This is a genomic window from Bradyrhizobium sp. WSM471 (assembly GCF_000244915.1).
Lineage (GTDB): Bacteria > Pseudomonadota > Alphaproteobacteria > Rhizobiales > Xanthobacteraceae > Bradyrhizobium.
This window is the reverse complement of the sequence record NZ_CM001442.1, coordinates 2,458,365-2,482,078: the sequence shown is the minus strand read 5'-3', so window position 1 is coordinate 2,482,078 and position 23,714 is coordinate 2,458,365. Positions and strand designations below refer to the sequence as shown.

Annotated in this window: 18 protein-coding genes; 3 read left to right on the top strand and 15 right to left on the bottom strand. The window is 64.5% G+C overall.

Annotated features, from left to right (window positions below; all coding sequences use genetic code 11):
- Nucleotides 1-6 precede the first annotated feature (6 nt).
- The 12 genes from BRA471DRAFT_RS10635 to BRA471DRAFT_RS10575 all read right to left on the bottom strand — a co-directional run bounded on the left by BRA471DRAFT_RS10635 (nucleotide 7) and on the right by BRA471DRAFT_RS10575 (nucleotide 17,921).
- Nucleotides 7-2,103 carry a 3-hydroxyacyl-CoA dehydrogenase NAD-binding domain-containing protein gene (locus BRA471DRAFT_RS10635; RefSeq protein WP_007606976.1) on the bottom strand — a complete coding sequence of 699 codons (2,097 nt, stop codon included), beginning with the start codon at nucleotides 2,101-2,103 and terminating at the stop codon, nucleotides 7-9.
- Nucleotides 2,104-2,105: 2 nt separating this feature from the next.
- A complete protein-coding gene (locus BRA471DRAFT_RS10630) occupies nucleotides 2,106-3,389 on the bottom strand; it encodes an acetyl-CoA C-acetyltransferase (protein WP_007606974.1) in 1,284 nt (427 codons plus the stop codon).
- Nucleotides 3,389-5,656 carry an acyl-CoA dehydrogenase gene (locus BRA471DRAFT_RS10625; protein ID WP_007606972.1) on the bottom strand — a complete coding sequence of 756 codons (2,268 nt, stop codon included), beginning with the start codon at nucleotides 5,654-5,656 and terminating at the stop codon, nucleotides 3,389-3,391. The genes BRA471DRAFT_RS10630 and BRA471DRAFT_RS10625 overlap by 1 nt, the downstream gene beginning before the upstream one ends.
- A 299-nt stretch (nucleotides 5,657-5,955) precedes the next feature.
- Entirely contained in the window at nucleotides 5,956-6,579 is a 624-nt protein-coding gene (locus BRA471DRAFT_RS10620) for a flavin reductase family protein (RefSeq protein WP_007606970.1), read from the bottom strand.
- Nucleotides 6,580-6,719: 140 nt separating this feature from the next.
- Entirely contained in the window at nucleotides 6,720-7,319 is a 600-nt protein-coding gene (locus tag BRA471DRAFT_RS10615; protein WP_007606969.1) for a TetR/AcrR family transcriptional regulator, read from the bottom strand.
- 35 nt (nucleotides 7,320-7,354) lie between these two features.
- The gene (locus BRA471DRAFT_RS10610) at nucleotides 7,355-10,492 is read right to left on the bottom strand and encodes an efflux RND transporter permease subunit (protein WP_007606967.1); all 3,138 of its coding nucleotides are present in this window, start codon (nucleotides 10,490-10,492) and stop codon (nucleotides 7,355-7,357) included.
- A gap of 179 nt (nucleotides 10,493-10,671) precedes the next feature.
- Nucleotides 10,672-11,778 carry an efflux RND transporter periplasmic adaptor subunit gene (locus tag BRA471DRAFT_RS10605; RefSeq protein ID WP_007606965.1) on the bottom strand — a complete coding sequence of 369 codons (1,107 nt, stop codon included), beginning with the start codon at nucleotides 11,776-11,778 and terminating at the stop codon, nucleotides 10,672-10,674.
- Between the two features lie 170 nt (nucleotides 11,779-11,948).
- A complete protein-coding gene (locus BRA471DRAFT_RS35770) occupies nucleotides 11,949-14,336 on the bottom strand; it encodes a caspase family protein (protein WP_231171093.1) in 2,388 nt (795 codons plus the stop codon).
- Nucleotides 14,337-14,545: 209 nt separating this feature from the next.
- A complete protein-coding gene (locus BRA471DRAFT_RS10590) occupies nucleotides 14,546-15,877 on the bottom strand; it encodes an MFS transporter (protein WP_007606962.1) in 1,332 nt (443 codons plus the stop codon).
- 146 nt (nucleotides 15,878-16,023) lie between these two features.
- Entirely contained in the window at nucleotides 16,024-17,187 is a 1,164-nt protein-coding gene (locus BRA471DRAFT_RS10585; protein ID WP_007606956.1) for a winged helix-turn-helix domain-containing protein, read from the bottom strand.
- A gap of 115 nt (nucleotides 17,188-17,302) precedes the next feature.
- Entirely contained in the window at nucleotides 17,303-17,557 is a 255-nt protein-coding gene (locus BRA471DRAFT_RS10580) for a hypothetical protein (protein WP_007606954.1), read from the bottom strand.
- Between the two features lie 118 nt (nucleotides 17,558-17,675).
- On the bottom strand, nucleotides 17,676-17,921 hold the full coding sequence (locus BRA471DRAFT_RS10575; protein ID WP_007606950.1) for a hypothetical protein: 246 nt from the start codon (nucleotides 17,919-17,921) through the stop codon (nucleotides 17,676-17,678).
- Between the two features lie 512 nt (nucleotides 17,922-18,433).
- Between BRA471DRAFT_RS10575 and BRA471DRAFT_RS10570 the strand changes: the two genes are divergently transcribed.
- Nucleotides 18,434-19,075 (top strand): OmpA family protein, encoded by a 642-nt coding sequence (locus BRA471DRAFT_RS10570; RefSeq protein ID WP_007606948.1) that lies wholly within the window; start codon nucleotides 18,434-18,436, stop codon nucleotides 19,073-19,075.
- A gap of 56 nt (nucleotides 19,076-19,131) precedes the next feature.
- Here BRA471DRAFT_RS10570 and BRA471DRAFT_RS10565 read toward each other — a convergent pair whose 3' ends face one another.
- A complete protein-coding gene (locus BRA471DRAFT_RS10565; protein WP_007606943.1) occupies nucleotides 19,132-20,562 on the bottom strand; it encodes a phospholipid carrier-dependent glycosyltransferase in 1,431 nt (476 codons plus the stop codon).
- Nucleotides 20,563-20,613: 51 nt separating this feature from the next.
- On the opposite strand from BRA471DRAFT_RS10565, the gene BRA471DRAFT_RS10560 reads away from it, so the two are divergent.
- On the top strand, nucleotides 20,614-21,315 hold the full coding sequence (locus BRA471DRAFT_RS10560; protein WP_007606937.1) for a FecR domain-containing protein: 702 nt from the start codon (nucleotides 20,614-20,616) through the stop codon (nucleotides 21,313-21,315).
- Nucleotides 21,316-21,317: 2 nt separating this feature from the next.
- On the top strand, nucleotides 21,318-22,472 hold the full coding sequence (locus tag BRA471DRAFT_RS10555; RefSeq protein ID WP_035974858.1) for a hypothetical protein: 1,155 nt from the start codon (nucleotides 21,318-21,320) through the stop codon (nucleotides 22,470-22,472).
- Nucleotides 22,473-22,628: 156 nt separating this feature from the next.
- Here BRA471DRAFT_RS10555 and BRA471DRAFT_RS10550 read toward each other — a convergent pair whose 3' ends face one another.
- Together BRA471DRAFT_RS10550 and BRA471DRAFT_RS10545 are read right to left on the bottom strand one after the other, a co-directional pair.
- Nucleotides 22,629-23,117, bottom strand: coding sequence for a VOC family protein (locus BRA471DRAFT_RS10550; protein WP_007606933.1), 489 nt, complete (start codon nucleotides 23,115-23,117; stop codon nucleotides 22,629-22,631).
- A 42-nt stretch (nucleotides 23,118-23,159) separates the two neighbouring features.
- Nucleotides 23,160-23,588, bottom strand: coding sequence for a VOC family protein (locus BRA471DRAFT_RS10545; protein WP_007606931.1), 429 nt, complete (start codon nucleotides 23,586-23,588; stop codon nucleotides 23,160-23,162).
- Nucleotides 23,589-23,714: the final 126 nt, after the last annotated feature.

Sequence of the window (23,714 nt, the reverse complement as noted above, 5' to 3'; positions counted from 1 at the left end):
GATTGCTCACTTGAAATTATCCCAGCCCGGATCCGGTGCAAAGCGCTCGCCGAATCTTCCGGCCAGCGCGCGCAAGGTGGATACGACATGATCGACACCACGCGTGCGCGCATAGTTCAACGGGCCGCCGCGGAACGGTGCATAACCGGTGCCGAAGATCATGGCGCCGTCGACCATGTTGGCATCATCGACGATACCCTCGCGAAGCGCCGCAACGCAGACGTTGGACATCGGCAGCACCAGGCGGTCGATCATCTGGTCAGTGACGCGCGGACCGGTTTCGGGCAACGGCGCCTTCTCGGCCTTGCCGTCGCGCCAGACATAAAAGCCCTTGCCGGTCTTGCGGCCGAGATCGCCCTTGGCGACCTTCTCGCGCAGCCAAGCCGGCGTCGGCGGCAGCAGATCGCCGAACTTGGTGCGCAGCATGTCGCCGACATCGAGACAAATATCGAGCCCGACCTGGTCGGCCAGTTCGATCGGTCCCATCGGCATGCCGAACTGCTCCGCGGCGGCGTCGATCAGGCGCTGGTCGATCTTCTCGTCCAGCATCACCATCGCTTCCAGCATGTAAGGCGTCAGCGCGCGGTTGACGAGGAATCCCGGCGAGCTCTTCACCGGCAAAGGCAGCCGATCGATCGCGCCGACGAAGGCGAGTGCCTCCTTCAGCACCTGCGCATCGTTGCCGTCATGGCTGACGACTTCGACCAGTTGCAACCGCGACACCGGGTTGAAGAAGTGGAGGCCGACCAGCCGCTCCGGCCGCGCCAGCGTGGTGCGCAAATCCTGGAGTGGAATGCTCGACGTGTTGGTCGCGAGAATCGCGCCCGGCTTCATCCGCGGCTCGAGCCCGGCATAGACCTTCTGCTTCAGCTCGAGCTTCTCCGGGACCGCCTCGATGATGAGATCTGCGTTGCGGACGCCGTCCCCGTCCATGTCGGGGATCAGGCGATCGAGCGCGTCGCGCACCTCGGTCGGCTTGCGGATGATCTTGGTGTAGAGCTCGGCGGCGCGCTTGACCGCGCCCGCAATCGGCTCCGCCTTCATGTCGGCGAGCGAGATGCGCAGCCCCTGCCCCGCGCACCAGGCCGCGATATCCCCGCCCATGGCGCCGGCGCCGATGACGTGGACATGCTTGATCGTGTTGCCGGAGCCTGCCGCCTTCTTCATCTGCTCCCGGAGGAAGAACACGCGGATCAAATTCTGCGCGGTCGGCGTCACCATCAGCTTGGCGAACGAGGCCTGCTCTGCCCTGAGCATCGCGGCCTTGCTGCCGCCATGAGTCTCCCAGAGATCGATCAAGGCATAGGGCGCCGGATAATGCTCGCGGGACGCGGCCTTCGCCGCCTCCGAGCGCATCCGCCTGGCCAGCAGCCCGCGCACCGGGCCGAAATTAGCCGCACGCGTCAGAAAGCCCGGCCGCGCCCGCTTGAGGCGGCCGAACAGCGCATCCTTGACGGCATTGCGAACGTGGCGTTCCTGCGTCACGGTGTCGAGGAGGCCGAGCGATTTGGCACGGCGGGCATCGATGGTGCGGCCGGTCAACATCAAGGCCATGGATTGGGTCGGATTGACCAGCGCGGTGAAACGCGCGGTGCCGCCGAGCCCGGGATGCAGGCCCAGCATCACCTCGGGGAAGCCGAAGCGCGCGCCGTCGATCGCGATGCGCGATTGGCAGGCGAGCGCGACTTCGAGCCCGCCGCCGAGGCAGAAGCCGTGGATCACCGCGACCGTCGGCAACTTCAGCGCTTCCAGATGGTCGACCACGGCATGGGCGGCGCGGATCCGCGTCTCCACCATCCCGGCATCATCGGCGCCGCGAAATTCGTTGACGTCGGCGCCCGCGATGAAGCCGGACGGCTTTGCGGAGCGGATCACGAGGCCGGCAGGACGCTCGGTCTCGATCGCCGCAAGCACGGCGTCGAACTCCTCCATCACGTCCGAGGATAGCGTATTGGCGCTGGCGTCAGCGCGATCGAACAGCAGCCAGGCAACGCCGTCGGCGTCGCGCGTCAGCTTGAAGTGCTTGTAGGGACCATCGGCAGCGAGCTTGGGCCCGAGCTCCAGCACGCGGTCGCCGAGCGCGGTCATGATCCTGGAATCCATGATCACACCGCCTCGATCAGCATGGCGCCGCCGAGCCCGCCGCCAATGCATTCGGTGGCAACCCCGCGCCGCGTGCCGAGCCGCTTCATCGTATTGACGAGATGCAGCACGATACGATTGCCGGAGGTGCCGACGGGATGCCCGAGCGAGATTGCGCCGCCATCGACATTGAGTTTTTCGCGGTCGATCTCGCCGGCCGCGCCGTCCAGCCCCAAGATCTCGCGGCAGAACTTGTCGTCATTCCAGGCGGCGAGGCAGCCGAGCACCTGGGTGGCAAACGCTTCGTTGAGCTCCCAGGTCTCGACGTCCTGGATGGTGAGATCGTTGCGCTTCAGCAGCGGCGTCGCCGACATCACGGGACCGAGACCCATGATGCTTGGATCAAGTGCGGCCCAGTTGCTGTCGACGATGACGGCCTTCGGCGTCAGCTTGTGCCTGGCGACCGCTTCGTCAGACGCCAGGATCACCCAGGACGCGCCGTCGGTGATCTGCGAGGAATTGCCGGCAGTGACCTGGCCCCAGGGACGCTCGAACACCGGCCTCAGCTTGGCGAGCGTCTCGGCCGTCGAGTCCGGACGCACGCCATCATCATGGTCGAAGAATTTTCCGTCGCGGGAGAACGCAGTCTCGACCTCGCCCTTGAGAAAACCTTCTGCCTGCGCATGCGCGAGCCGGCGATGGCTCTCGGCGGCATAGGCATCGGACTGCGCGCGGGTGATGCCGAAAAGATGGCCAACGAGTTCGGCCGTCTGGCCCATGTTCAGGTCGGTAATGGGATCGGTCAGCCCGCGTTCCAGGCCGATGATCGGCTTGAGATAGCGCGGCCGCAGCTTGAAGGCTTCGGCAAGCTTCGCGGCGACGCCCTTGGCGGTGGCGAGGCCGGCGAACCAGCGCACGCCGGAATTGGGCCAGACCAGCGGCGCGTGGCTCAAGGCCTCGGTGCCGCCGGCGAGGATCATGTCGGCATGGCCCTCGCGGATGTAGCGGTAGGCGGTGTCGATCGACTGCATGCCCGAGCCGCAATTGATCTGCACGGTGAAGGCGACCATGTCTTCGCCCATGCCGAGCCGAAGCGCGGCCACGCGAGCAGGGTTCATCTCGTCCGCGATCACGTTGACGCAGCCGAGGATGACCTGGTCGAAGGTATCAGGCGAAAACGGCTGGCGCGCCAGCAGCGGCCGGCCGCATTGCACGGCGAGGTCGACCGGCGTGAACGGCCCCGGCCCCGAACGCGCCTTCAAAAACGGCGTCCGGCTGCCGTCGACGATGAAAACCGGTCGTGCCATCAGCTCGCCGCCCTCTGTTCACCGAGTTCCTGGAAGAACTGATGCACGTCGCCGGATTTCTTGTAAATCGGCGACAGTGCCTCCGGCGCAAAATCGTCGACCTCGATCACTTCAGTGACGGCTTCGCGGGCCGCGGCCAGCTGCTCGCCCTCCGCCTGCGTGATCACGCCCTTGGCCACCGCATCCTTCCATTCGCTCATATGAGCCGCGCGCATGCGCCTGGCGATGGCGTCCGTGCCTGCGACCAGGTTGAACGCGCGCTCCAGCCGGGCGAAGCCGCCATCGTCGTCGACATAAGCGAGATCGGGCGTGAGGCGGTCGCGCGCGGCCGACGGCTCCAGCACGAGGCTCGCGCATTGATGCACGACCCGGTCGGAGGGACCCAGCACGCGGGCACCGAAGGGCTGGACCACGAATTTGAGAATGCCTGCGACGAAGCGGTTCGGCAGATTGGCGAGAATTTCCGCAAGCCGGTTCTCGATGGTCCGGAAGCCCGTCGCCATGCACCATTCGAGCGCGGCAAAGTCCTCCTTCTGCCGGCCCTCGTCCTGCCAGCGTTTCAGCGCGGCCGAGAGCAGATACAGCTCGGACAGGATGTCGCCGAAGCGCGCCGACAGCATCTCCTTGCGCTTGAGCGCGCCGCCGAGCGTCAGCAGCGCCATATCGGCGCAGAGGGCAAACGCCGCGGAGTAGCGCGAGAGTTGACGATAGAATGGCCTGGCGTCGCCGGCGTCGGGTGCAAGTGCGAAGATACCAAAGCTCCAGCTCCGGCCGAACGCGCGCAAGAGTGTCTCGAAGCTGTGGCCGACATGCTTCCAGAACGCCTTGTCGAAGGCGGTGAGCCCGCGCTCGCGATCGGCATCCGCGAGCGCATTCATCTCGTCGAGCAGATAGGGATGGGCGCGGATGGCACCCTGCCCGAACACGATGAGATTGCGGGTGAGGATATTGGCGCCCTCGACGGTGATGCCGACAGGGACGGCGCGGTGGAGATTGCCGAGATAGTTTTGCGGACCGTCGATCACGGCCTTGCCGCCATGAATGTCCATGGCATCGTCGACCGCGGTGCGCATCCGCTCGGTCGCGTGCAGCTTCATGATACCGGAGATGACGGCGGGATGGATGCCGGCATTCAGCGCGGCGCAAGTGAGCCGTCGCGCCGCGTCGAGCTGATAGGCGGTCGCGACGATGCGGGCGAGCGGCTCCTCGACGCCCTCGAATTTTGAGATGGAGATGCCGAACTGCTCGCGGATGCGGGCATAGGCGCCGGTGGTGCGGGCGGCATAGGCGGCGCCGGCGGCGGAGAGCGACGGCAACGAGATGCCGCGGCCGGCGGCGAGCGCCGTCATCAGCATCTTCCAGCCCTGCCCCAGCCGCGCCTGGCCGCCGATGACGTAGTCGAGCGGAATGAAGACGTCGCGGCCCCAATTCGGGCCGTTCTGGAACACCTGCATCGACGGCAGATGGCGTTTGCCGATTTCGACGCCGGGAAGGTTGGTCGGGATCAGCGCCACGCTGATGCCGAGCTCTTCCTGGCTCCCCACCAGATGATCGGGGTCATAGGCCTTGAAGGCGAGGCCAAGCAGCGTCGCGACGGGACCGAGCGTGATGTAGCGCTTGTGCCAGTTGAGCTTCAGACCCAGCACCTCCTGGCCCTCGAAGGTGCCCTTGCAGATGATGCCGGTGTCGACCATTGAGGCGGCATCAGAGCCGGCCTCGGGGCTGGTGAGGCCGAAGCAGGGAATGTCGCGGCCATCGGCAAGTCGCGGCAGCCAGCGCTGCTGCTGCTCCTTCGTGCCGAAGTGCATCAGGAGCTCACCCGGGCCCAACGAGTTCGGCACCATCACCGTCACCGCGGCGGCGATCGAGCGGGTCGAGATCTTGCGTACCACTTCCGAATGCGCATAGGGCGAGAAGCCGAGGCCGCCGAACTCCTTCGGAATGATCATGCCGAAGAATTTTTCGCGCTTGATGAAGTGCCAGACATCGGGTGGCAGGTCGCGCCATTCCCAAAAGATCTTCCACTCGTCGAGCATGGCGCAGAGCTCGTCGACGGGGCCGTTGAGGAAGGCCCGCTCCTCTTCGGTCAGCGTTGCCTGCGGGACCTTCAGCAGCTTCGACCAATCAGGGTTGCCGGTGAAGAGATCGGCGTCCCACCAGACGTCGCCGGCCTCCAGCGCCTCGCGCTCGGTGTCCGACATCGCCGGCAGCACGCCGCGCGCCCAGGAGAAAATCGGCTTTGTCAGGGTGTCGCGGCGGAAGCTCATGGCGGACCTCATGCATCGGCGCGGTGATGGGGCATTTTAGCGGAAAGTGGCCGGCGGAGGTGAACACTTCACCTGCGAAAAGACGCGAATTGACGCGGCTGGGCGGCCGCCCAGGGCCATAACGGCCGAGGCGTGGTGGCAGTTCCGGGAGAGGGCCTGGCCGCGCCAGTCCTCACGTCATTCCGGGGCGCGCGAAGCGCGAGCCTGGAATCCATGGTGCGGCAGCGTCGGTCGATGAATGGATTCCGGGTTCGCGCCTAGCGGCGCGCCCCGGAATGACGGGATGGAGAGAGAGGCGCCTAATCCGGCCGCACCATCTCGAACATGTTTTCCGGCTTGATCTCGAAATAATCACCGCTGCGGCCGGCCCGGACAATCGGGCGGGCGGCGGCGGTCTGGTAGACGCCGTCCTTGATCATGGCCTTGTCGATGTGGACGGCGACGACCTCGCCGAGCGTCAGCCAGGCATTGGCCTCCTTGCCGTCGGCGCCCTTGAGCCGGACGATATCGGACACCTTGCATTCGAAGGCGACGGGACTCTCGCCGACGCGCGGCACGTTGACGAGCCTGCCGGGCGCGGCGGTGAGGCCGGCAACCTCGAACTCGTCGACCTCAGGCCCGACGTGCGCCGCGGTCGCGTTCATGTGCCTGGCCAGGTCCATGGTGGCCAGATTCCAGACGAACTCGCCGGTCTGCTGGATGTTCTCGACCGTGTCCTTCCAGTTGGTGGAGGAGAAGCCGATGATTGGCGGGACGTAGCAGAACGCGTTGAAGAAGCTGTAGGGTGCGAGGTTGACGTGGCCCTTGGTGTCGCGCGAGGAAATCCAGCCGATCGGCCGCGGCGCGACGATGGCGTTGAAGGGATCGTGCTTGAGGCCGTGGCCCTTGGCGGGCTCGTAGAAGTGCAGGTCTTTGTCGGTCACGGGCGCTTTTCCTGGTCCTTGTAGCCCGGATGGAGCGAAGCGTAATCCGGGGCCGCAGCACAACGCTCAACCATCCCGGATTGCGCTTTGCTCCATCCGGGCTACGTCGGCCTGCTTATAGGAGGAAACCCGTCGCCGCGTCAGTGCCGCGGGGACAATCCCGCGATGACGAAATCGATCATCTGGTCGATGGTCGGGCCCGGCTTGGTAGCGCACTGGGCGATCATCTGGGGGTGGAAAAACCGCATCATCGCGGTGCAGGCGCAGAGCGCGGCCAGTTGCAGGTCCGGCGCCTCGAACTCGCCGGAAGCCACACCTTGCGCGATCATCTGGCCGACGACCCCGCCAATGCACTCCATGTGGTTGACGCAGACGTCCCAGTCCTCCTGCATCGCGATCTCGACCATCTCGTGCAATTTGGAATCGCCGACATAGCGCTCGGTGTTCATGCGATGGATGGTGGTGAGCAGTTCGCGGAAGCGCGGCAGTACCGGACCCGGCCTGGCCACGATCCGCTGTGCTTCCAGCTCGACCTCGCCCATCAGCGAACGGGCCACCGCCTGATGAATCGCCTTCTTCGATTCGAAGAAGCGATAGACGTTGGCGGGGCTCATCTTGAGCTCCTTGGCGATGTCGCCGACCGTGGTCTTGAGATAACCGATCTGGCGGAACAGCCGCTCGGCCACCTCGAGAATACGATCCCGGGTGTCGCCTTCGATATGTTCCGAAACCAGTGTCATCTGTCAGGACTCGCCAATCAGCAGTTTATCTTCACTTATTCAGCCGCCTCAGCAAGCGGAATTGCGTGCTGGTCATCGCTCCCATGCTGCGGCGCGGCAGGCTGCTCGGGCGTGCCCGCCTCGTCCAGGCTCTTGCGGAACCAGAGGGCGTAGAGACCCGGCAGGTACAGTAGCGTGAGGAAGGTCGCAACGAACAATCCGCCCATGATGGTGATCGCCATCGGCCCCCAGAACGCCGAGCGCGACAGCGGGATCATGGCGAGGATGGCGGCAAGCGCCGTCAGCACCACCGGACGGGCGCGGCGGACGGTGGCCTCGACGATCGCCTCGCGGCGGGTCAGGCCGTGCGAGACGTCGGTCTCGATCTGATCGACCAGGATGACCGCGTTGCGCATGATCATGCCGGCGAGCGCGATCAGGCCGAGCAGCGCCACGAAGCCGAACGGCGCGTTGGCGATATTGAGCCCGAAGGAGGCGCCGACGATGCCGAGCGGCGCGGTCAGGAACACCAGGATCAGGCGCGAGAAGCTCTGCAGCTGGAACATCAGCAGCGTCAGCATCACCATGACCATCAGCGGGAAGAGAATGAAGATCGAGGCGTTGCCCTTGGCGGATTCCTCGAACGCGCCGCCCGCCTCGATGCGGTAGGCCGGCTCGAGGTTGTCCTTGATTGCCTTCAGCTTCGGCGCGATCTGGCCGGTGACGTCGGGCGCCTGCACGCCGTCGACGACGTCGGAACGCACGGTGATCGCCATGTCGCGGTTACGCCGCCACATGATCGGCTCCTCGTGGGCATACTCGATCTTGGCGATCTGCTGCAGCGGCACGGCCACGCCGTTACGCGAGGTGATGGTGAGATCGCCGACTGCGCCGAGGTCGAGCCGTTCGGACGATACGGCGCGCGCGATCACGCCGACCTTCTCGATGCCGTCGCGCACGGTCGTCACCTGTGAGCCCGAGATCAGCATCGACAGCGCCTGCGACACGTCCTGCGGGGTCAGGCCCATGGCGCGGGCGCGGTCCTGGTCGACGACGAGCTTGAGGTAAGGCGACTGCTCGTTCCAGTCGAGCTGGACGTCCTTGACGCTCTTGTTCTGCCGCATGACGTCGCGGACCTGATAGGCGATCTCGCGCACCTTGTTGGCGTCGGGGCCGATGACGCGAAACTGCACGGGAAAACCAACGGGAGGACCGAAATTGAAGCGGTCGACGCGCACGCGGGCCTCGTTGAGCGCGCCGTCGGCAACGGCGTTTTCAAGCTTGGCCTTGATGCGCTCGCGCGCCTCGACGCCCTTTGCGACGATGACGATTTCGGCAAACGCCTCGTTCGGAAGCTGCGGATTGAGGCCGAGCCAGAAGCGCGGCGAACCCTGCCCGACATAGGCCGTGTAGGTCTCGATGTCCTTGTCGTCCTTGAGCATGGTCTCGGCCTTCTTCACCGCCTTTTCCGTGACGTTGAAGGCGGTACCCTCGGGCAGGCGCAGCTGGAGGAACAGCTCCGGGCGCTCGGACAGCGGGAAGAACTGCTGCTGGACGTGGCCGAAGCCGACGATCGAGGCGATGAAGACGCCGACGGTCGCGGCCACCACGGTGATGCGGTGGTTGACGCACCACTGCACGATGGCGCGCAGGCCCCGATACATGCGGGTCTCGTAGACCGCGTGCGGATCGTGATTGTGGTGCACCTTGATGTTGGGCAGCAGCATGACGCCGATATAGGGCGTGAAGATCACCGCCACGAACCAGGACGCGACCAGCGCGATCGCCACGATCCAGAAGATGCTGCCGGCATATTCGCCGACCGCGGAATTGGCAAAGCCGATGGGGAGGAAGCCAGCGGCCGTGACCAGCGTTCCCGTGAGCATCGGAAACGCAGTTGATTCCCAGGCAAAGGACGCCGCACGCATGCGGTCCCAGCCCTGCTCCATTTTCACCACCATCATCTCGACGGCGATGATGGCGTCATCCACCAAGAGGCCGAGCGCGATGATCAGCGCACCGAGCGTGATGCGGTGCAGGTCGAGCGACATCGTGTTCATGACGACGAAGACGATGCCGAGCACCAGAGGCACCGACAGCGCGACCACGATGCCGGTACGCCAGCCCAGCGCCAGGAACGACACGAACAGCACAATGACGAGGGCTTCCATGAAGGAGTGCACAAACTCGCTGACGGCGTGCTCGACCACCTTGGGCTGGTCGGCGATCAGCTTGACGTCGACGCCCTGCGGCACCGCCTTCATGAATTCAGCCGTCGCCTTCTCGACCTCCTTGCCGAGATCGAGGATGTTGGCGCCCTTGGCGGTGACGACGCCGATGCCGATCGCGGCCTTGCCTTCCTGGCGCACGATGAAGCTCGGTGGGTCGACATAGCCGTGGGTGACTGTGGCGATGTCGCCGAGGCGGAACACGCGACCGTTGCTCTCGACCGGGGTTTCGGCGACGGCCTTGGCGCCGTCGAGCGCACCGGTGACGCGCAACGGCACCCGCTGCGACGAGGTCTCGACCGTGCCGGCCGGCGTCACGTTGTTCTGCTTGGCGAGCGAATCGAACAGCGCCTGCGGCGTGATGCCGAGCGTGGCGAGCTTGGCATGGCTGAACTCGACGAAGATGCGCTCATCCTGGTTGCCGTAGACGTCGACCTTGGTTACGCCCGGCACCTTCAGAAGGCGCTGACGGAAACCCTCCGAGACCTTCTTGAGCTGGGCGTAGTCGGCGCCGTCGCCGGTCATCATGTAGAGGATGGAATCGACGTCGGAGAACTCGTCGTTGACGACGGGTCCCAAAATCCCCGAAGGCAATTGGCCCTGCACGTCGGCCAGCTTCTTGCGCAGGAGATAAAAGAGATACGGCACGTCCTTCGGCGGCGTGGAATCGCGGAAGGTGACCTGGAGCGCGGTGAAGCCGGGCTTGGAATAGGTCTGCACCTTCTCGAAGTAAGGCAGCTCCTGGATTTTCTTCTCGATGGGATCGGCGACCTGCGCCTGCATCTCCTGCGCGGTCGCGCCCGGCCATAGCACGGAGACGTTGACCACTTTCACCGTGAAGAACGGATCCTCGGCACGTCCGAGCTTCTGATAGGAGAAGAACCCGGCGACGCCGAGAATGAGCATCAGGAACAGGATCAGCGTCGGATGGCTGACGGCCCAGGCCGAAAGATTGAAGCGCTTCATCGCACTCTCCAAAGATGATCCGGTTACAAAAAACGACAGCCACTCTGTTCAACGCGTCGTCGCGAGGCAGCGAAGCAATCCAGGGGGCTGGGCAGGTTCTGGATCGCTTCGCCGCTTCAGCCAAAGCATTTGCGCTTGGGCCGAAACTCACCTCACACGACGTAACTTGTAAGCGAGACTTAAAAGGACAGTGACGAGACGATCCGCACCCTCTGGCCCGGATCGAGCTTCTGCACACCGAGGGCGACGATCTTGGCGCCCTCTTCGACGCCACCGGCGATGACGACGTCGTTGCTCTCATAGGACTTCACCACGACCGGCTTCAGCGTGACCGCGCCGTTGTCGTCGACGACGTAGAAGGACGGCTTGCCGCCTTCGTTGAACAGCGCCGACAGCGGCAGCCGCGCGACGCGCTCGGTCGCAGCGTCCGACAGCGTCAGCGTCGCAGTCATGCCGAGCGAGACCTTGTCGTCGGCCTCGGGCAGCGAAAACTTGGCGAGATAAGTGCGCGTCGCTGGATCCGCGGTTGGCGCGATCTCGCGCAGCCTGGCCGTATATTTCTTGCCCGGCTCGGACCAAAGAGTGACGCTGGCGGCGCCCGATTTGGCACGTCCGACCAGCGTCTCAGGGATCGCGACGACCGCTTCCTTTTCGGCAAAGCGGGCGACACGGATCGAGGTCTGGCCTGCGGCAACCACCTGGCCGGGCTCGATCAGCGTTGCGGTGACGACGCCACGGGCGTCGGCGTTGAGCGTCGCGTAGGAAAGGGAATTGTTGGTCAGCTCGACCGAGCGCTCGGCCCGGTTGAGGCGGGCACGGGCCTCGTCGGCGGCGGCGCGGCTCGAATCCAGCTGCGCGTCGGTGGTCCAGCCCTTGGCCTTCAAATCCTTGGCGCGCTGCTCGGCGGCGGCGGCCTGGGCCAGCACGCCGGTCGCAGCGGTCTGCTCGGCAACGGCTTGCTCGGCCTGGAGCTTCAGATCGACCTCATCGAGGACCGCGAGCGGCTGGCCGATCTCGACGGTCTGGCCGACTTCGACCAGACGCTTGGCGACCTTGCCGGCGACCCGAAAGCCCAGATCGCTCTCGATCCGCGGCTTGATGGTGCCGACGAAGCTGCGCTCGGGCTTTTCGGCATCATAATGGGCGGTGGCGACGAGAACCGGCCGCGGCGGCTCGGCCTTTTCAGCGACGGTGTCATTGCACCCCGCGAGGGCGGCAGCCATCAGCGCCAGCGAAATACCCGCCAAGAGCCTCGAATAGCTGGACAAAACGGATCGGACGAACATCGGAGGACACTCCCTCGGCTGCAATGAGAGGAATGTCGACTAATCACTGATGAAAGTCAATATTCGTCAGTCATCAGGAAAGCGTGATCGTTAAGAGCTGATGAAGCCGCAATTTGCGCAGCAGCTGACACCCAAAATTCGCAAAACCAGGCTGGCCAGCGTGGCCGGGATCACATGCCCCGCATGACGCAGGCATTCACCCGGCTGAAAGTCCGGTTATTCCGCCCGGTGTGGCCATTGTTGGAGCATTTCGCCCAGAGCGCTTCGACTTCCTTCACACTGCGCTTCTGCCCGGGCGTGCCTGACGGCGCCGGCTCGGTCGCAGCGGGGCGTTCGGCGGGTGGTTTTGCGGCGACAGGCGGGGCCTCGCGCCGCGCCGGGCGCTTCGGCCGGACGCGCTCGCAGGTGTTGTCGTCGCCGAGCTCGTAATTGGCCTCGCAACTGATCCTGACGCAGTCCTCGCCGCTCGGCCGGAAGCCATGCTCGCAGATCAGCGGGCAAACCCGTGCAGGACGCACGCGAATGGACTCCAGCGCATCGACGCTCGCAAGCTTCACATCGAATTTGGTGCCGGCGTTCTTGTTGAAAAGCTGGAGTGACTTTTGCGCTGCCTCATTCCAGGAGCCGCTGATCTCGCCTTTCAGGCAGCCGACCCGGCGCAGTTCGCCTTGCAGCAGACGAGGAATATCGGACGCAGCCTGCTGTGCCGGCTTGGCTGCACTCTCGACATCGGGAGACAAAGCAGCGAGCTGGGTCGCGGCCTTCGGATCGCGCGCCTTGCCGTCGTCCGTGCCAGGCTTCGCCTGCTCCGCAAGCTTGCGCTGAGCCTCCGCAGCCTCTTCGCGTGCCCGCTGCTCGGCCGCAAGGCGCGCCTGTTCGGCCGCCCTTTCAGCAATCTTGGCTTCTTCGGATGCCTTCGCCTTCGCAGCCTGCTCGGCCGCGAGCCTCACCTGCTCCTGCGCCTTTGCCGCAGCCACCTGCCGTGCGCGCTCAGCCTCGGCAGCCTTCTGCTCTGCGGCCTTGGCTTCTGCAGCCTTGGCTTCTGCAGCCCTGGCTTCTGCAGCCCTGGCTTCCGCAGCCCTCGCTTCTGCAGCCCTGGCTTCCGCAGCCTTGGCTTCCGCAGCCTTGACCTCCGCAGCCTTGGCGGCGTCCTCGCGCACCCTCTTCTCTGCCGCAAGACGCGCCTGTTCGGCTGCCTTGGCTTCTTCGGCCGCCTTGGCCTTTGCTGCCTGCTCAGCCACGCGCCGTGCCTGTTCCTGCGCCTTGGCCTCGACGAGCTGCCGCGCGCGCTCGACCTCCGCCGCCTTCTGCTCGGCCGCCCTGGCCTCGGCCGCCTTTGCGGCCTCCTCCTCGCGCGCCTTCTTGCTGGCTATGAGACGCGCTTGCTCGGCGACCCTCGCTTCCTCCGCAGCCTTGGCCTTCGCAGCCAGATCGGCGGCGAGCCGGGCCTGCTCTTGCGCCTTTGCCTCGGCAATCTGCCGGGCGCGCTCGACCTCCGCCGCCTTCTGCTCGGCTGCTTTCGCCTCCGCGTCCCTGGCGGCATCCTCACGCCTCTTCTTTTCGGCCGCAAGGCGCGTCTGTTCGGCGGCCCTGGCCGCTTCCGCAGTCCTGGCCGCTGCAGCCTTGTCGGCCGCGATCCTTAGCTGCTCCTGCGCGATCGCGGACCGCGCGGCGTCTTCCATCAGCTTGCGGTGCTGCGCCTTGGCCAGTTCGGAGTAGAAGCTGTGAGGATAGGTCGCAATGAAGGAGGCCCATACATCCGGCGTGCTGATCTGAAGCGCCAACTCATAGGCGCGGCGGATCTCGGGTTCGGCATCCTTGACCGGGGCTGCGGCCTCAACGAGCGCAAGATCTTCACCGCCGAGGGAGCCATACAGGAACGGCTCCTGCCTGTTGTTGGTCGCCTTCAACACGTCGTCGCGCACGAAGCCGAACGCCTTGCGCAGATCGAGCCCGGGCCGCGGCAGATACTTGATCAGCGCGGTCGTGAACGGACTGTTCTTGCTGTCGCCATCGGCCGCGGTCGAGCCGGCCTTGGCGGCAAAGGCAACCAGGGTGTTGGATCCGGCCGGCTCGACCCGCGCGAGCCCGCGCTCGATCGAGCGCGACACCACGGTGCGCTTCATGTTCTTCTTGAAAGGATTGTCCCGGCAGGCGTCGAGAATGACCAGCCGCAGCCGCTTCGCGGGCTCGATCACCGTGAGCAGCCGGTCGAGCGGTATCGCCTCATCATAGGCGTCGATATCGCGCTCCAGCAGCGCATCCGTCGGGATGATGTAGTTGGTGCCGTCGATCTCGATGCCGTGCCCGGCGAAATAGAGCACCGCGATATCGGCGTCGCGACTGCGGTCGGAGAAGTCGCGTAGCGCCCGCCGCATCTCGACAGCCTTGAGGTCGCGCCTGAGATCGACCACGTCGAAGCCGGCGCCTTTCAACGTTGCCGCCATCGCCTCGGCATCGTTGGACGGGTTCGTGAGCTTGACGACGTTCTGGTAGGTGGAATTACCGATCACGAGCGCAACGCGTTTCGCCGCCAGCGCCGGTTGGGCCAAAAGCATCAGAGCGCAAAGCGCCGACGCGAATGTGCTCACGGCCCACATCAAAAAAGGAATCCCTCAGACAGGCAATTTGGAACCGTAACATCGAATGGTTGAGAAGGCGACACGACCCTCCGAAGAAATGTGAGCGCCGTCACACTTCACAGTGCGGCGCTCACCCCCAATCCGACGAAAACGGTACAATTGACGCCGAGGGGCGCCAACGCGCGTCATCGCCCCTGTTCGGCGAACTCGTGCTTGCTGTCGTGGCCGCCGATGAAGACTAGGATGCCGGCGATCAGCGGCAGCACCGCAAGCACGAGCAGTCCGCTCGAGGTCTGGCCGGTGGCTTCCTTGACCCAGCCGATCAGATACGGACCGCCGAAGCCGGCGAGATTGCCGACCGAGTTGATCAGGGCGATGGCGCCGGCCGCCGCCGGGCCGGAGAGCCACGCGGTCGGCAGGGTCCAGAACACGCCGAAGCAGCAGAACACGCCGATCGCGGCGACCGTCAGCACGATCATCGTCAGGGTGGGGTCGGTGAGATAGCTGGAGACGCAGAGCGCGACGGCAGTGAGCAGCAACGGCGCGCCGACATGCATCACGCGCTCGCGCGTCGCATCGGAATGCCTCGCCCACAGGATCATCGCGATGGTGCCGAACAGATACGGGATGGCGGTGACGAAACCGGTCTGGGCGTTGGTGAGGCCGAACGCCTTGACGATCTGCGGCAGCCAGAACTGCATGCCATACAGCGCGCCGACGAAGCCGAAATAGACCAGGCTCAGCATGATCACCTTTGGTGAGGATAGCGCCTCACCGAGCGACAAATGCTTCACCGCCTGCTTGGCCGCGATCTCGGCATCGAGCTTGGTCTTGAGCCAGGCTTTCTGCTCGGCCGTGAGCCAATCCGCCTTCTCCGGCCTGTCGGTGAGATAGAACCAGGTGACGATGCCGAGCAGCACCGAGGGAATGCCCTCGATGATGAACAGCCACTGCCAACCCTTCAGGCCCATCGCGCCGTCCAGCCCGAGCAGCAGGCCCGAGACCGGGGCGCCGATTACGGTGGAGACCGGCACGGCAATGGCGAAAGCCGCGAGGAAGCGGGCGCGATATTCGGCCGGATACCAATAGGTGAGATAGAGGATGATGCCGGGGAAGAAGCCGGCTTCGGCGACGCCGAGCAGGAAGCGCAGCACGTAGAAGCTCGTGACGCCGCTCGTGAGCGCCATCAGCGCCGAGATGATGCCCCAGGTCACCATGATGCGGGCGATCCAGCGGCTGGCGCCGAACTTTTCCAGCGCCAGATTGCTCGGCACCTCGAAGATGAAATAACCGATGAAGAAGATGCCGGCGCCCCAGGAGAAGATCAGCGGCGTGAATTTCAGCTCGGCATTCATAGTCAGCGCGGCGAAGCCGAGATTGACGCGGTCGAGATAGGAGAAGAAGTAGGCCAGCACCAGGAACGGGATCAGGCGCCAGGAGATGGCGCGGATCGTCGAGATCTCGATTTCCGACTTGGCTGCGCCGGCGGAACCGGCATAGGTCGTGGTCTGGCTCATGGCTTCCCCCATGGTTGTTGCTTTTATGGGCTGAAAGCCGGTTTTGAATATCGCGGGCGAAGAGTCAATGGAGCAAGCAATGCAGTGGGCGCAGCGGGCCACCACGTTGCGCTACGACAGAGATCGGTGATCCACGCCGCGCACAACTACTCCGCCAATTGAAACTTCTCAAAACGATCGAGCTCCTCCTCGATCTTCCGTTTGAGCTCCTTGCGCCCTGCGGTTTTCTTTCCCTCACCGGCCCAGGTCCATTTCTGCATCAGCAGCTTCTTCGCCTGCCGGTCGGTCTTCAGATCGAGCGCGGCGACGATCTCGTCGCCGACCAGCACGGGCAGCGCGAAATAGCCGAGCTTGCGCTTGGCCTTCGGCACATAGGCCTCGAACAAATGGTTGTAGCCGAAGATGAGATTGGTGCGCTTGCGCTGGATGATCAGTGGATCGAACGGCGACAGGATATGGACGAGATCAGGTGGCGCGCGCTCGCCCGGCTCGAGCGCCACCGGCAGTGCCCAGTGCTCCTGGTTGCCGGCACCCTCGATGGCGACAGGCACGAGCTCGCCACGGCGGACGCGCGAGCCGATCAGGGCAGCCACCGCCGGCTTGCGCGGCGCGTCGAGATGGCAGACCGAATCGAGGCTCACGACACCTTGCGATCGCAGCGCGCGATCGAGCAGATAGGCCGTGATGTCCTTTGCCGACGCCGGCTTCGGCAGCTTGTCCCAGCCGAAATGGCGCGTCATCAGCTCATAGGTCTTGAGCATGCCCTGGCGCTCGCTGATGGTCACGGCACCCGTATAGAAGGCGAGCTGCAACGCCCGCTTCGAGGGTTTTCGACTTTGCCAGAGATGCTCCTTCTCGGTGAGCACGTCGTCCTCGATGTCGCGGATCGTCAGCGGGCCGGCGCGCACCAGCCGCATCACCTTGCGCGTGTCGGCAGGCTTCACCGAGGCGAACCATTTGTGCCCCTCACGGCGGTGCTCGCGCATCGCCGGCAGAAAGAAGCGGAAGTCGCCGGCCGGCACGTAGGAGAGCGCATGCGTCCAATATTCAAAGACGCTCTTGTCGACGCTCTGGGCGTGGCGCAGGTCGGCGCGGCGGTAGGACGGGATCCGGCTGAACAGGATGTGGTGATGGCAGCGCTCGATCACGTTGATGGTGTCGATCTGCACATAGCCGAGATGGGCGACCGCGTCGGAGACGGCTTGCGCGCCGTCACCGAACGGCGCGCGGTCGTCCAGCCGCTGGGCATGAAGCCAGATTTGCCGGGCCTGTTTCGTGGTGAGTGGAATCGGTTTGGGCGCGCGGGACATTGCGGAATGCAGTGTAGCGGGATTCGCATCCAGGCAAGAAGCCGATCCAGGAGCGACAAGGAAAAACCGCGCTGCCATCTACTGACAGCGCGGTCGGAAGGTACGCTACCCGCGCCTACTTCATCGACATCGCCTTCTGCGCCTTCATGTAATGCATGCAGGCGCTTTTCATCTTGCCGTTGCTCATGTCGGTGTTGGCCATGGCCATTTCCTTGTTCATGGCCGTCTTGGCCGGCGTATCCGCCGTGCCGCTCATCATGGCGGCGGACTTCATCATATTATCGCTGGTGCATGCCATCATGGCGGCGGATGCCGGTGAAAGGGAAAGGGTGAGCGCGACAAAAGCGGCGGCTGTGAGCAAGATCTTCATCGAAATGTCTCCTCCGTAAAACGAAACCGGCGTCATGCCGGCCTTCGCAATACGTATTCTCCGGCGAAGACGTTTCGTAGAGAAGACAATTTTCTTGCTGCGGTGCGAAGGCGGGGGCTCAGCGGCCGGCTTTCGGGGCTTTGGACCGGTCGCCCACGCTGCCTGTTGCGACATCTGGTTCGCACGAGGCCTTGCCGCGCTCCTCCGCCTGGCAGCGATAGACACTGCCGGTGAGACGATCGACCAGCCACATGTTCTCGTCGGTCGGCGCTTGAAGCCCGACATAGCGGGAGGTCAGCCCCGTGATCAGCGTCGACAGCAGGATCGCCACCGCGATCATCGCTGCCCCGATGTAGATGGGCATGGAACTCAGGGACACGGTCCGATCCGGCGGGCCACTGCGATAGAACTGGTAATCACTTGGCCTCGCCACTGGGTGGAACTCGGCTCCCTTCGTTTGCGCCTGTCGGAGGCTGTGCCCTGCTAGGCGTCCATCTGGCCGAAAAATTGTTCGCAGACAGGCCAACACGCGACGGCTTTGCGACAATCGGTGACCATGGGTTTCCCTGAGTGAACCGGCCCCGGCCCCCGAGCCGGCACCTGGGCGCGGCGGCCCTCAGTGATGCGGATCACGACGGGACTGCGAAGGCTCGAACGCTCGCCGGGCAGCGTGCGACCACTCTCTTCACGCGTCTGCGTCCGTCCTCCAAATGGACCGCGGGTCGGCCATCCATGAACCCGAAACCGCTTGAAATTCCCTGACATGACCCCGGACGGCCCCGTTTCCAGCGTGACCAAGATCACACCAGGGGTTTTGAACCTGCCCTATGCTTGCAGCATCAAATAGCCATCAGGCGTCACAACGAGGATACGACAATGACTGGTTTTAATAAGTCTTTTGCACTGAAGGCGATAACCCTCTCGGCAGTTCTCTCGATGACGGCCGGCCTGGCCATGGCCGGCGACGGCAATGTCTCGACCAACCAGATCCTGGATGCACTGAAGCCGAAGGCGGCGACCCGCGGTCTGTCCGCAGGTCCGCAGGTGGATCCGGCGGTGCAGGCCAAGGAATCGACCTTCCTGAACACCGTGCGCAACCGCTCGACCCGGTCGCTGTCGACGGGCGAGCGCGAGCAGATTGCCGAGCTCGCCGCGACCAAGCCGAAGATCGATCTGGAGATCCAGTTCGACTACAACTCGGCCGACATTGCCAAGACGTCGGTGCCGTCGGTCCAGGCGCTCGGAAAGGCGCTGTCCGATCCCTCGCTGAAGGGCTCGACCTTCGTGGTCGCCGGCCATACCGATGCGGTCGGCACCGAGGCCTACAATCAGGGACTCTCCGAGCGGCGAGCCGACACCATCAAGAAATATTTGGTGCAGAACTACGGCCTCACCGGCACCGATCTCGTCACCGTCGGCTACGGCAAGACCAAGCTGAAGGACGCCGCCAACGGCGCCGACCCGATCAACCGCCGCGTCCAGGTCGTGAACATGGACACCAAGACCGCGTCAAAGTAATTCACAGGTCATCGCCCATAAAGGCGCCGCCTGCCGTTCCCCGGCAGGCGGCGATATCATATCCAGCTTTGGAAGAGCATCAGCCGGTTGAAGCTCTGCATCGACGTGCCGACGAAGGCCGCCGAGATCGGCAGCATGGCGGCAAAGCCCGCTGCCGCGATCGCGACATAAGCCCACAACAGCCAGCGTGGCAGACCGTCCCGGCGCAGCACGTAGACCAGCGCGAGTGACGCCACGGTCGCGGCCGGCAGATAGTAATAAATGAAGGCCAGCGTACGCGGCAGCAACGCCCAGGCGAGCCAGGACCCGAAATAGAACACCGCGATCAGGAACGCATCCCGGCGACGCGCGACGACGAAGTCGCGCAGCACGACGGCGAGCGCGGGCAGCGCCGGCCACAGCACCAGGGGATTCCCGAGGAATACGATCGCGGAGACATTGTCGCCCGCGGTCTTGTCGAACAGGAACCACACCGGGCGCGCGAGCAGCGGCCATGACGGCCAGGCGCTCATATAAGTATGGCCGGCGATGGCAGTGGTGGTGTTGTCGGCGAAGATCCGGCGCTGCGCCTCGAGCAAATCCGGCAGCGACATGCCGTAGAGCGGGACGAAGGCCGCAAGATATGTCATCGCGGGCAGGACAATGAAGCAGAGCACGACCTGATGTAATCTGAAGGCGGGCCAGAGATCGGGCCGGTACCAATCCTCTGGCTTCGCGTCGGCAAACAGGGTGTGCCAGCCCTGCATCAGGCGGATCACCGCGACGATGGCGATGCAGATTCCGAGCGGAAAAAGGCCGCTCCATTTGCAGGCGACAGCACAGCCGAACAGGCTGCCGGCAGCCGCGAACAATGCATGGGGACGATCCTTTCGAAAACCGTGCATGAAGGCGGCAATCGCGAGCAGGCCGAAGCCGAGTGCAAAAATGTCGAGCATCGCGACGCGCGCCTGCACGTACAGCATCTGGTTGCAGCCGGCGATCAGCGCGGCGGCGATCGCAGGCCCTTGCGCGGCGAACAGCGCGAGGCCGCACAGATAGATCGCGACGATCGCGAGCGCGCCGAACAATGTCGCGGGATAGCGCCAGCCCAGCGCGGTGTCGCCGAAGGCCGCGATCGATAGCGCGATCAGCTCTTTCGCCAATGGCGGATGCATCGGATTGAGCATCGGTTGCGACATCGATGGTGCCAGCATCTGCCGCGCTGCCGGCACGTAATGCACTTCGTCGAAGACGAACTTCTCCGGCGTCGTCAAGCCGATCAGCAGGGCAAGATGCGCGACCAGGAAAATCGCGACAGCAATCACTGCGCTCCGCGACACCTTCGGAACCGCGGCCAAGTCGCGCGGCACTTGTGGGGAAGTTTTGCGTGGCAAATTTGCGTCACCGCCGAGAATAATTGAGATCGCGGTTTTCATTGAACGCATTCTGCCGCAACTGTCACTAAGCATAACGCAGGTCTCGCGCTGCTTGTGATAATTCCGCCACATCGCAAGCGCGCGTGATCCGGTACGATCAGGGACACATCGATCGGTTGCGAAATGAATTTGCGTTTCTGGCTTTTCTCCACGTTGTTGTCGACGGTCTTGTGCGCGGCGTCTTGCGCCCAAGCGCAGACGCGCGTCGGTGAAGCCGTCGTGATTCAGAATGAAGTCGTTCGCGTGGCCACAACCACGACGCCGATCAGCGTCGGCGACAGCATGCTGCGGGACGAAACCGTGCGCACCGGCGCCGGCAGCGCGGCGCGCTTCGTGATGGCCGACAGCACCAATCTGTCGCTCGGTCCGAGCGCGACGCTCAAGCTCGACCGCACCGTCTTCAACGACGAGCACAGCTATCGTGACGTCGCGATCCGCATGACGACCGGCGCATTCCGTTTCGTCACCGGACATTCCGAGAAGACCGCCTACAAGATCACCACACCGCTCGCGACCATCGGCGTGCGCGGTACCACTCTCGATATCCTGTCCCAGCGCGGCCGCTCGGTCGTCGTGCTGCAGGACGGCGCCGCCAGTGTCTGCACGACGAGCCAACAGTGCGTCCAGCTCACCCAGCCCGGCGACACCGCAATCATCACCTCGACCGGCGGCAAGGTCTCTATCAATAAGACCAATACGCCGCCCTGGACCTTTGCCGCGACCTGCGCCGCGAGCGCGGGACTGTGCGCGGTCAACCAATATGCGGACGCGTCGCCGACCATCACGCCCGCCGCCCATGACGACGGCATGCTGTGCGGGCGCTGACGATGGAAGTATTCAACGTCAGGCGCTTCATGCTCGCGAGCGTGCTGACCGCCGTGGCTGCGTTTGCGTTGATCGCGGTCGATGCCCGTCCGGCGGCAGCCGCCACGGCGTGCGAGTCCGAGTGCGGAGGTCCGACGCCCACCCCGGCGCCGAGCTATTCACCCTCGCCGTCGCCGACCCACAGCCCCTCGCCCTCGCCCAGCCCCAACCCGTCATCGTCGCCGAGCCCTTATCCGTCATCCTCGCCGAGCCCGACGCCGACTGGCGCGGATTCCAGCGGCGGCTCGATCGGCGGCCTTGCCAACCAGCGCTTCAACCAGATGATCACCAACCGGGTGCTCGGCACGGTGCTGCTCGGCGTCAACGAGCAGGTCAATTGCAGCAACTGCGTCAGCGCATTCGGCTCCGCCGGCTCGTTCTCGGCGGGCATTCATGGCCGCAAGGAGCTGACCAACAATCTGTCGCTGCTCGCCGGCATCGCCTACACGCAGTACAGCGAGGGCGGCTACAACATCACCAGCGCGCCGATCGGCGCCTTCGCGCTGCGTTATGACTTCACCGACTGGGGCTCGTCGCGTCCGTTCTTCGACGTCGGCACGATCCTGACGCCGTGGGAGAAGGCGCGCTACACCCGCAGCTACAACACGAGCCTCGGACCGGTGAGCGTCACGAGTTCGACCAACGCCGCGAACTACGCCGTCTATGGCCGTGCCGGCTGGATGAGCCGCGTGTCGCCTCGCGACGAGGTCGCCGCCTCGATCGAGGTCTGGCAGCTCTGGCAGCGCGTCTCGGGCTATACGGACAGCGCAGTGGCGTTCAATCCGTTCGACGCCAGCATCGCGACCGGCACCGACCGCACCAGCCTGGTCAAGATCGGCGGCCAGTGGACGCATCTCTACGGCAGCAATATTGAGGCCAACATCAATGGCGGCTGGGTGCAGTCATTCGCTGGCCATAGCGGCATCGTCGCCACCGTGACCGGCGACGGCGTGGTGGTGCCGACCATGGGCAACCAGGGCTGGTTCGAATATGGCGGCCGGCTCGGCTTCCGCGTGCAGAAGGGCTGGATCGTCGACCTGTTCGCCAACGGCACGCTCGGCCCGCAGCCGGTGGGTAACACCATCCATGGCGGCGTGGGGCTGCGGATCAATTATTAGCGGCGGACCTCGCCTCAAATTCCGCTGTCATGCCCCGGCTCGACCGGGGCAATCCAGTACGCCGCGGCCTATGGATTGACCCACGACCGTCTCGGCGTACTGGATCGCCCGGTCGAGCCGGGCGATGACAGTGAGTATGTGGCAAGGGCACGCGCTTCACGCCGCCGACTTGCCCTCGAACGCCCGCCGCAGCGCCTCCACATCCAGCTTGACCATCTTCATCATGGCCTGCATTGCGCGTGCGGCAGCCGCCTTTTCGGGGCTCGAGAGGAATTCGAACATCACCTTCGGCACCACCTGCCAGGCCACGCCCCAGCGATCCCTGAGCCAGCCGCACTGCTCTTCCTTGCTGCCATGGGCCAGGAACGCATTCCAGACGCTGTCGACCTGGGCCTGATCGTCGCAATGGATCATCAGCGAGATCGCGTGGGTGTATTCCATTTTCATGCCGCCGTTGAGCGCGACCAAAGGCTGTCCCGCCACAGAGAATTCGACGACGAGCACGGAGCCTTCCTTGCCGGACGGGCCATCTGAAACATTGCGCCGAACATGCGTGATCGCCGAATTCGGCACGAGCGAGACGTAGAATTTCGCGGCTTCCTCGGCGTCGCCGTTGAACCACATGCAGGGAACGACCTTGGACATCGTGAATGCTCCTCTTCGGCTTCTTGCTGTCGTGGGCTTAGATCAGGGGTTCGCCATCTCGGACTGCGCGGCGAAGGCTGCCATGTCCATCCAGTTCACACCCCACATGTGGCCGTCCGGATCCTCGAAGCTGCGGCCGTACATGAAACTGTATTCATCCTTCGGGCTGGGATCGGCGACCCCGCCTGCAGCCGCGGCCCTGCTGACGATATCGTCGACCTCGGTCCGGCTGTCCGCGGACAGGCAGAACAGCGCCTGGTTTGAGGTCTTTGCATCCGCGATCGGCTTCGGCGTGAACTGACGGAATTTTTGGTGGGTCGTCAGCATCGCGTAGATGGTCTCGGAAAAGACCATGCAGCTCGCTGTTTCGTCGCTGAATTGCGGGTTCCTCGTCGCACCGACCGCCTCGTAAAACGCAGTGGCGCGCTTGAGGTCGGTCACGGGCAGATTGACGAAAATCATCCTGGGCATCGGAGCTCCTTGGGCGGGGTTCTGCCCAAGGACGGACGGCTGGGCTGCCACCCGACAGCGCTTCCGGATATTTCTCGCTCTCTAACCTGCGGGGTTCTGTCGCATCGCCCGACGCGGTCTTGGGCC

Bases quoted from the DNA above. Each gene is read 5' to 3' on its own strand.
- BRA471DRAFT_RS10635 (WP_007606976.1), bottom strand. From the start codon at position 2,103: ATGGATTCCAGGATCATGACCGCGCTCGGCGACCGCGTGCTGGAGCTC.
- BRA471DRAFT_RS10630 (WP_007606974.1), bottom strand. From the start codon at position 3,389: ATGGCACGACCGGTTTTCATCGTCGACGGCAGCCGGACGCCGTTTTTG.
- BRA471DRAFT_RS10625 (WP_007606972.1), bottom strand. From the start codon at position 5,656: ATGAGCTTCCGCCGCGACACCCTGACAAAGCCGATTTTCTCCTGGGCG.
- BRA471DRAFT_RS10615 (WP_007606969.1), bottom strand. From the start codon at position 7,319: ATGACACTGGTTTCGGAACATATCGAAGGCGACACCCGGGATCGTATT.
- BRA471DRAFT_RS10610 (WP_007606967.1), bottom strand. From the start codon at position 10,492: ATGAAGCGCTTCAATCTTTCGGCCTGGGCCGTCAGCCATCCGACGCTG.
- BRA471DRAFT_RS10605 (WP_007606965.1), bottom strand. From the start codon at position 11,778: ATGTTCGTCCGATCCGTTTTGTCCAGCTATTCGAGGCTCTTGGCGGGT.
- BRA471DRAFT_RS35770 (WP_231171093.1), bottom strand. From the start codon at position 14,336: ATGCTTTTGGCCCAACCGGCGCTGGCGGCGAAACGCGTTGCGCTCGTG.
- BRA471DRAFT_RS10590 (WP_007606962.1), bottom strand. From the start codon at position 15,877: ATGAGCCAGACCACGACCTATGCCGGTTCCGCCGGCGCAGCCAAGTCG.
- BRA471DRAFT_RS10585 (WP_007606956.1), bottom strand. From the start codon at position 17,187: ATGTCCCGCGCGCCCAAACCGATTCCACTCACCACGAAACAGGCCCGG.
- BRA471DRAFT_RS10580 (WP_007606954.1), bottom strand. From the start codon at position 17,557: ATGAAGATCTTGCTCACAGCCGCCGCTTTTGTCGCGCTCACCCTTTCC.
- BRA471DRAFT_RS10575 (WP_007606950.1), bottom strand. From the start codon at position 17,921: ATGCCCATCTACATCGGGGCAGCGATGATCGCGGTGGCGATCCTGCTG.
- BRA471DRAFT_RS10570 (WP_007606948.1), top strand. From the start codon at position 18,434: ATGACTGGTTTTAATAAGTCTTTTGCACTGAAGGCGATAACCCTCTCG.
- BRA471DRAFT_RS10565 (WP_007606943.1), bottom strand. From the start codon at position 20,562: ATGTGGCGGAATTATCACAAGCAGCGCGAGACCTGCGTTATGCTTAGT.
- BRA471DRAFT_RS10560 (WP_007606937.1), top strand. From the start codon at position 20,614: ATGAATTTGCGTTTCTGGCTTTTCTCCACGTTGTTGTCGACGGTCTTG.
- BRA471DRAFT_RS10555 (WP_035974858.1), top strand. From the start codon at position 21,318: ATGGAAGTATTCAACGTCAGGCGCTTCATGCTCGCGAGCGTGCTGACC.
- BRA471DRAFT_RS10550 (WP_007606933.1), bottom strand. From the start codon at position 23,117: ATGTCCAAGGTCGTTCCCTGCATGTGGTTCAACGGCGACGCCGAGGAA.
- BRA471DRAFT_RS10545 (WP_007606931.1), bottom strand. From the start codon at position 23,588: ATGCCCAGGATGATTTTCGTCAATCTGCCCGTGACCGACCTCAAGCGC.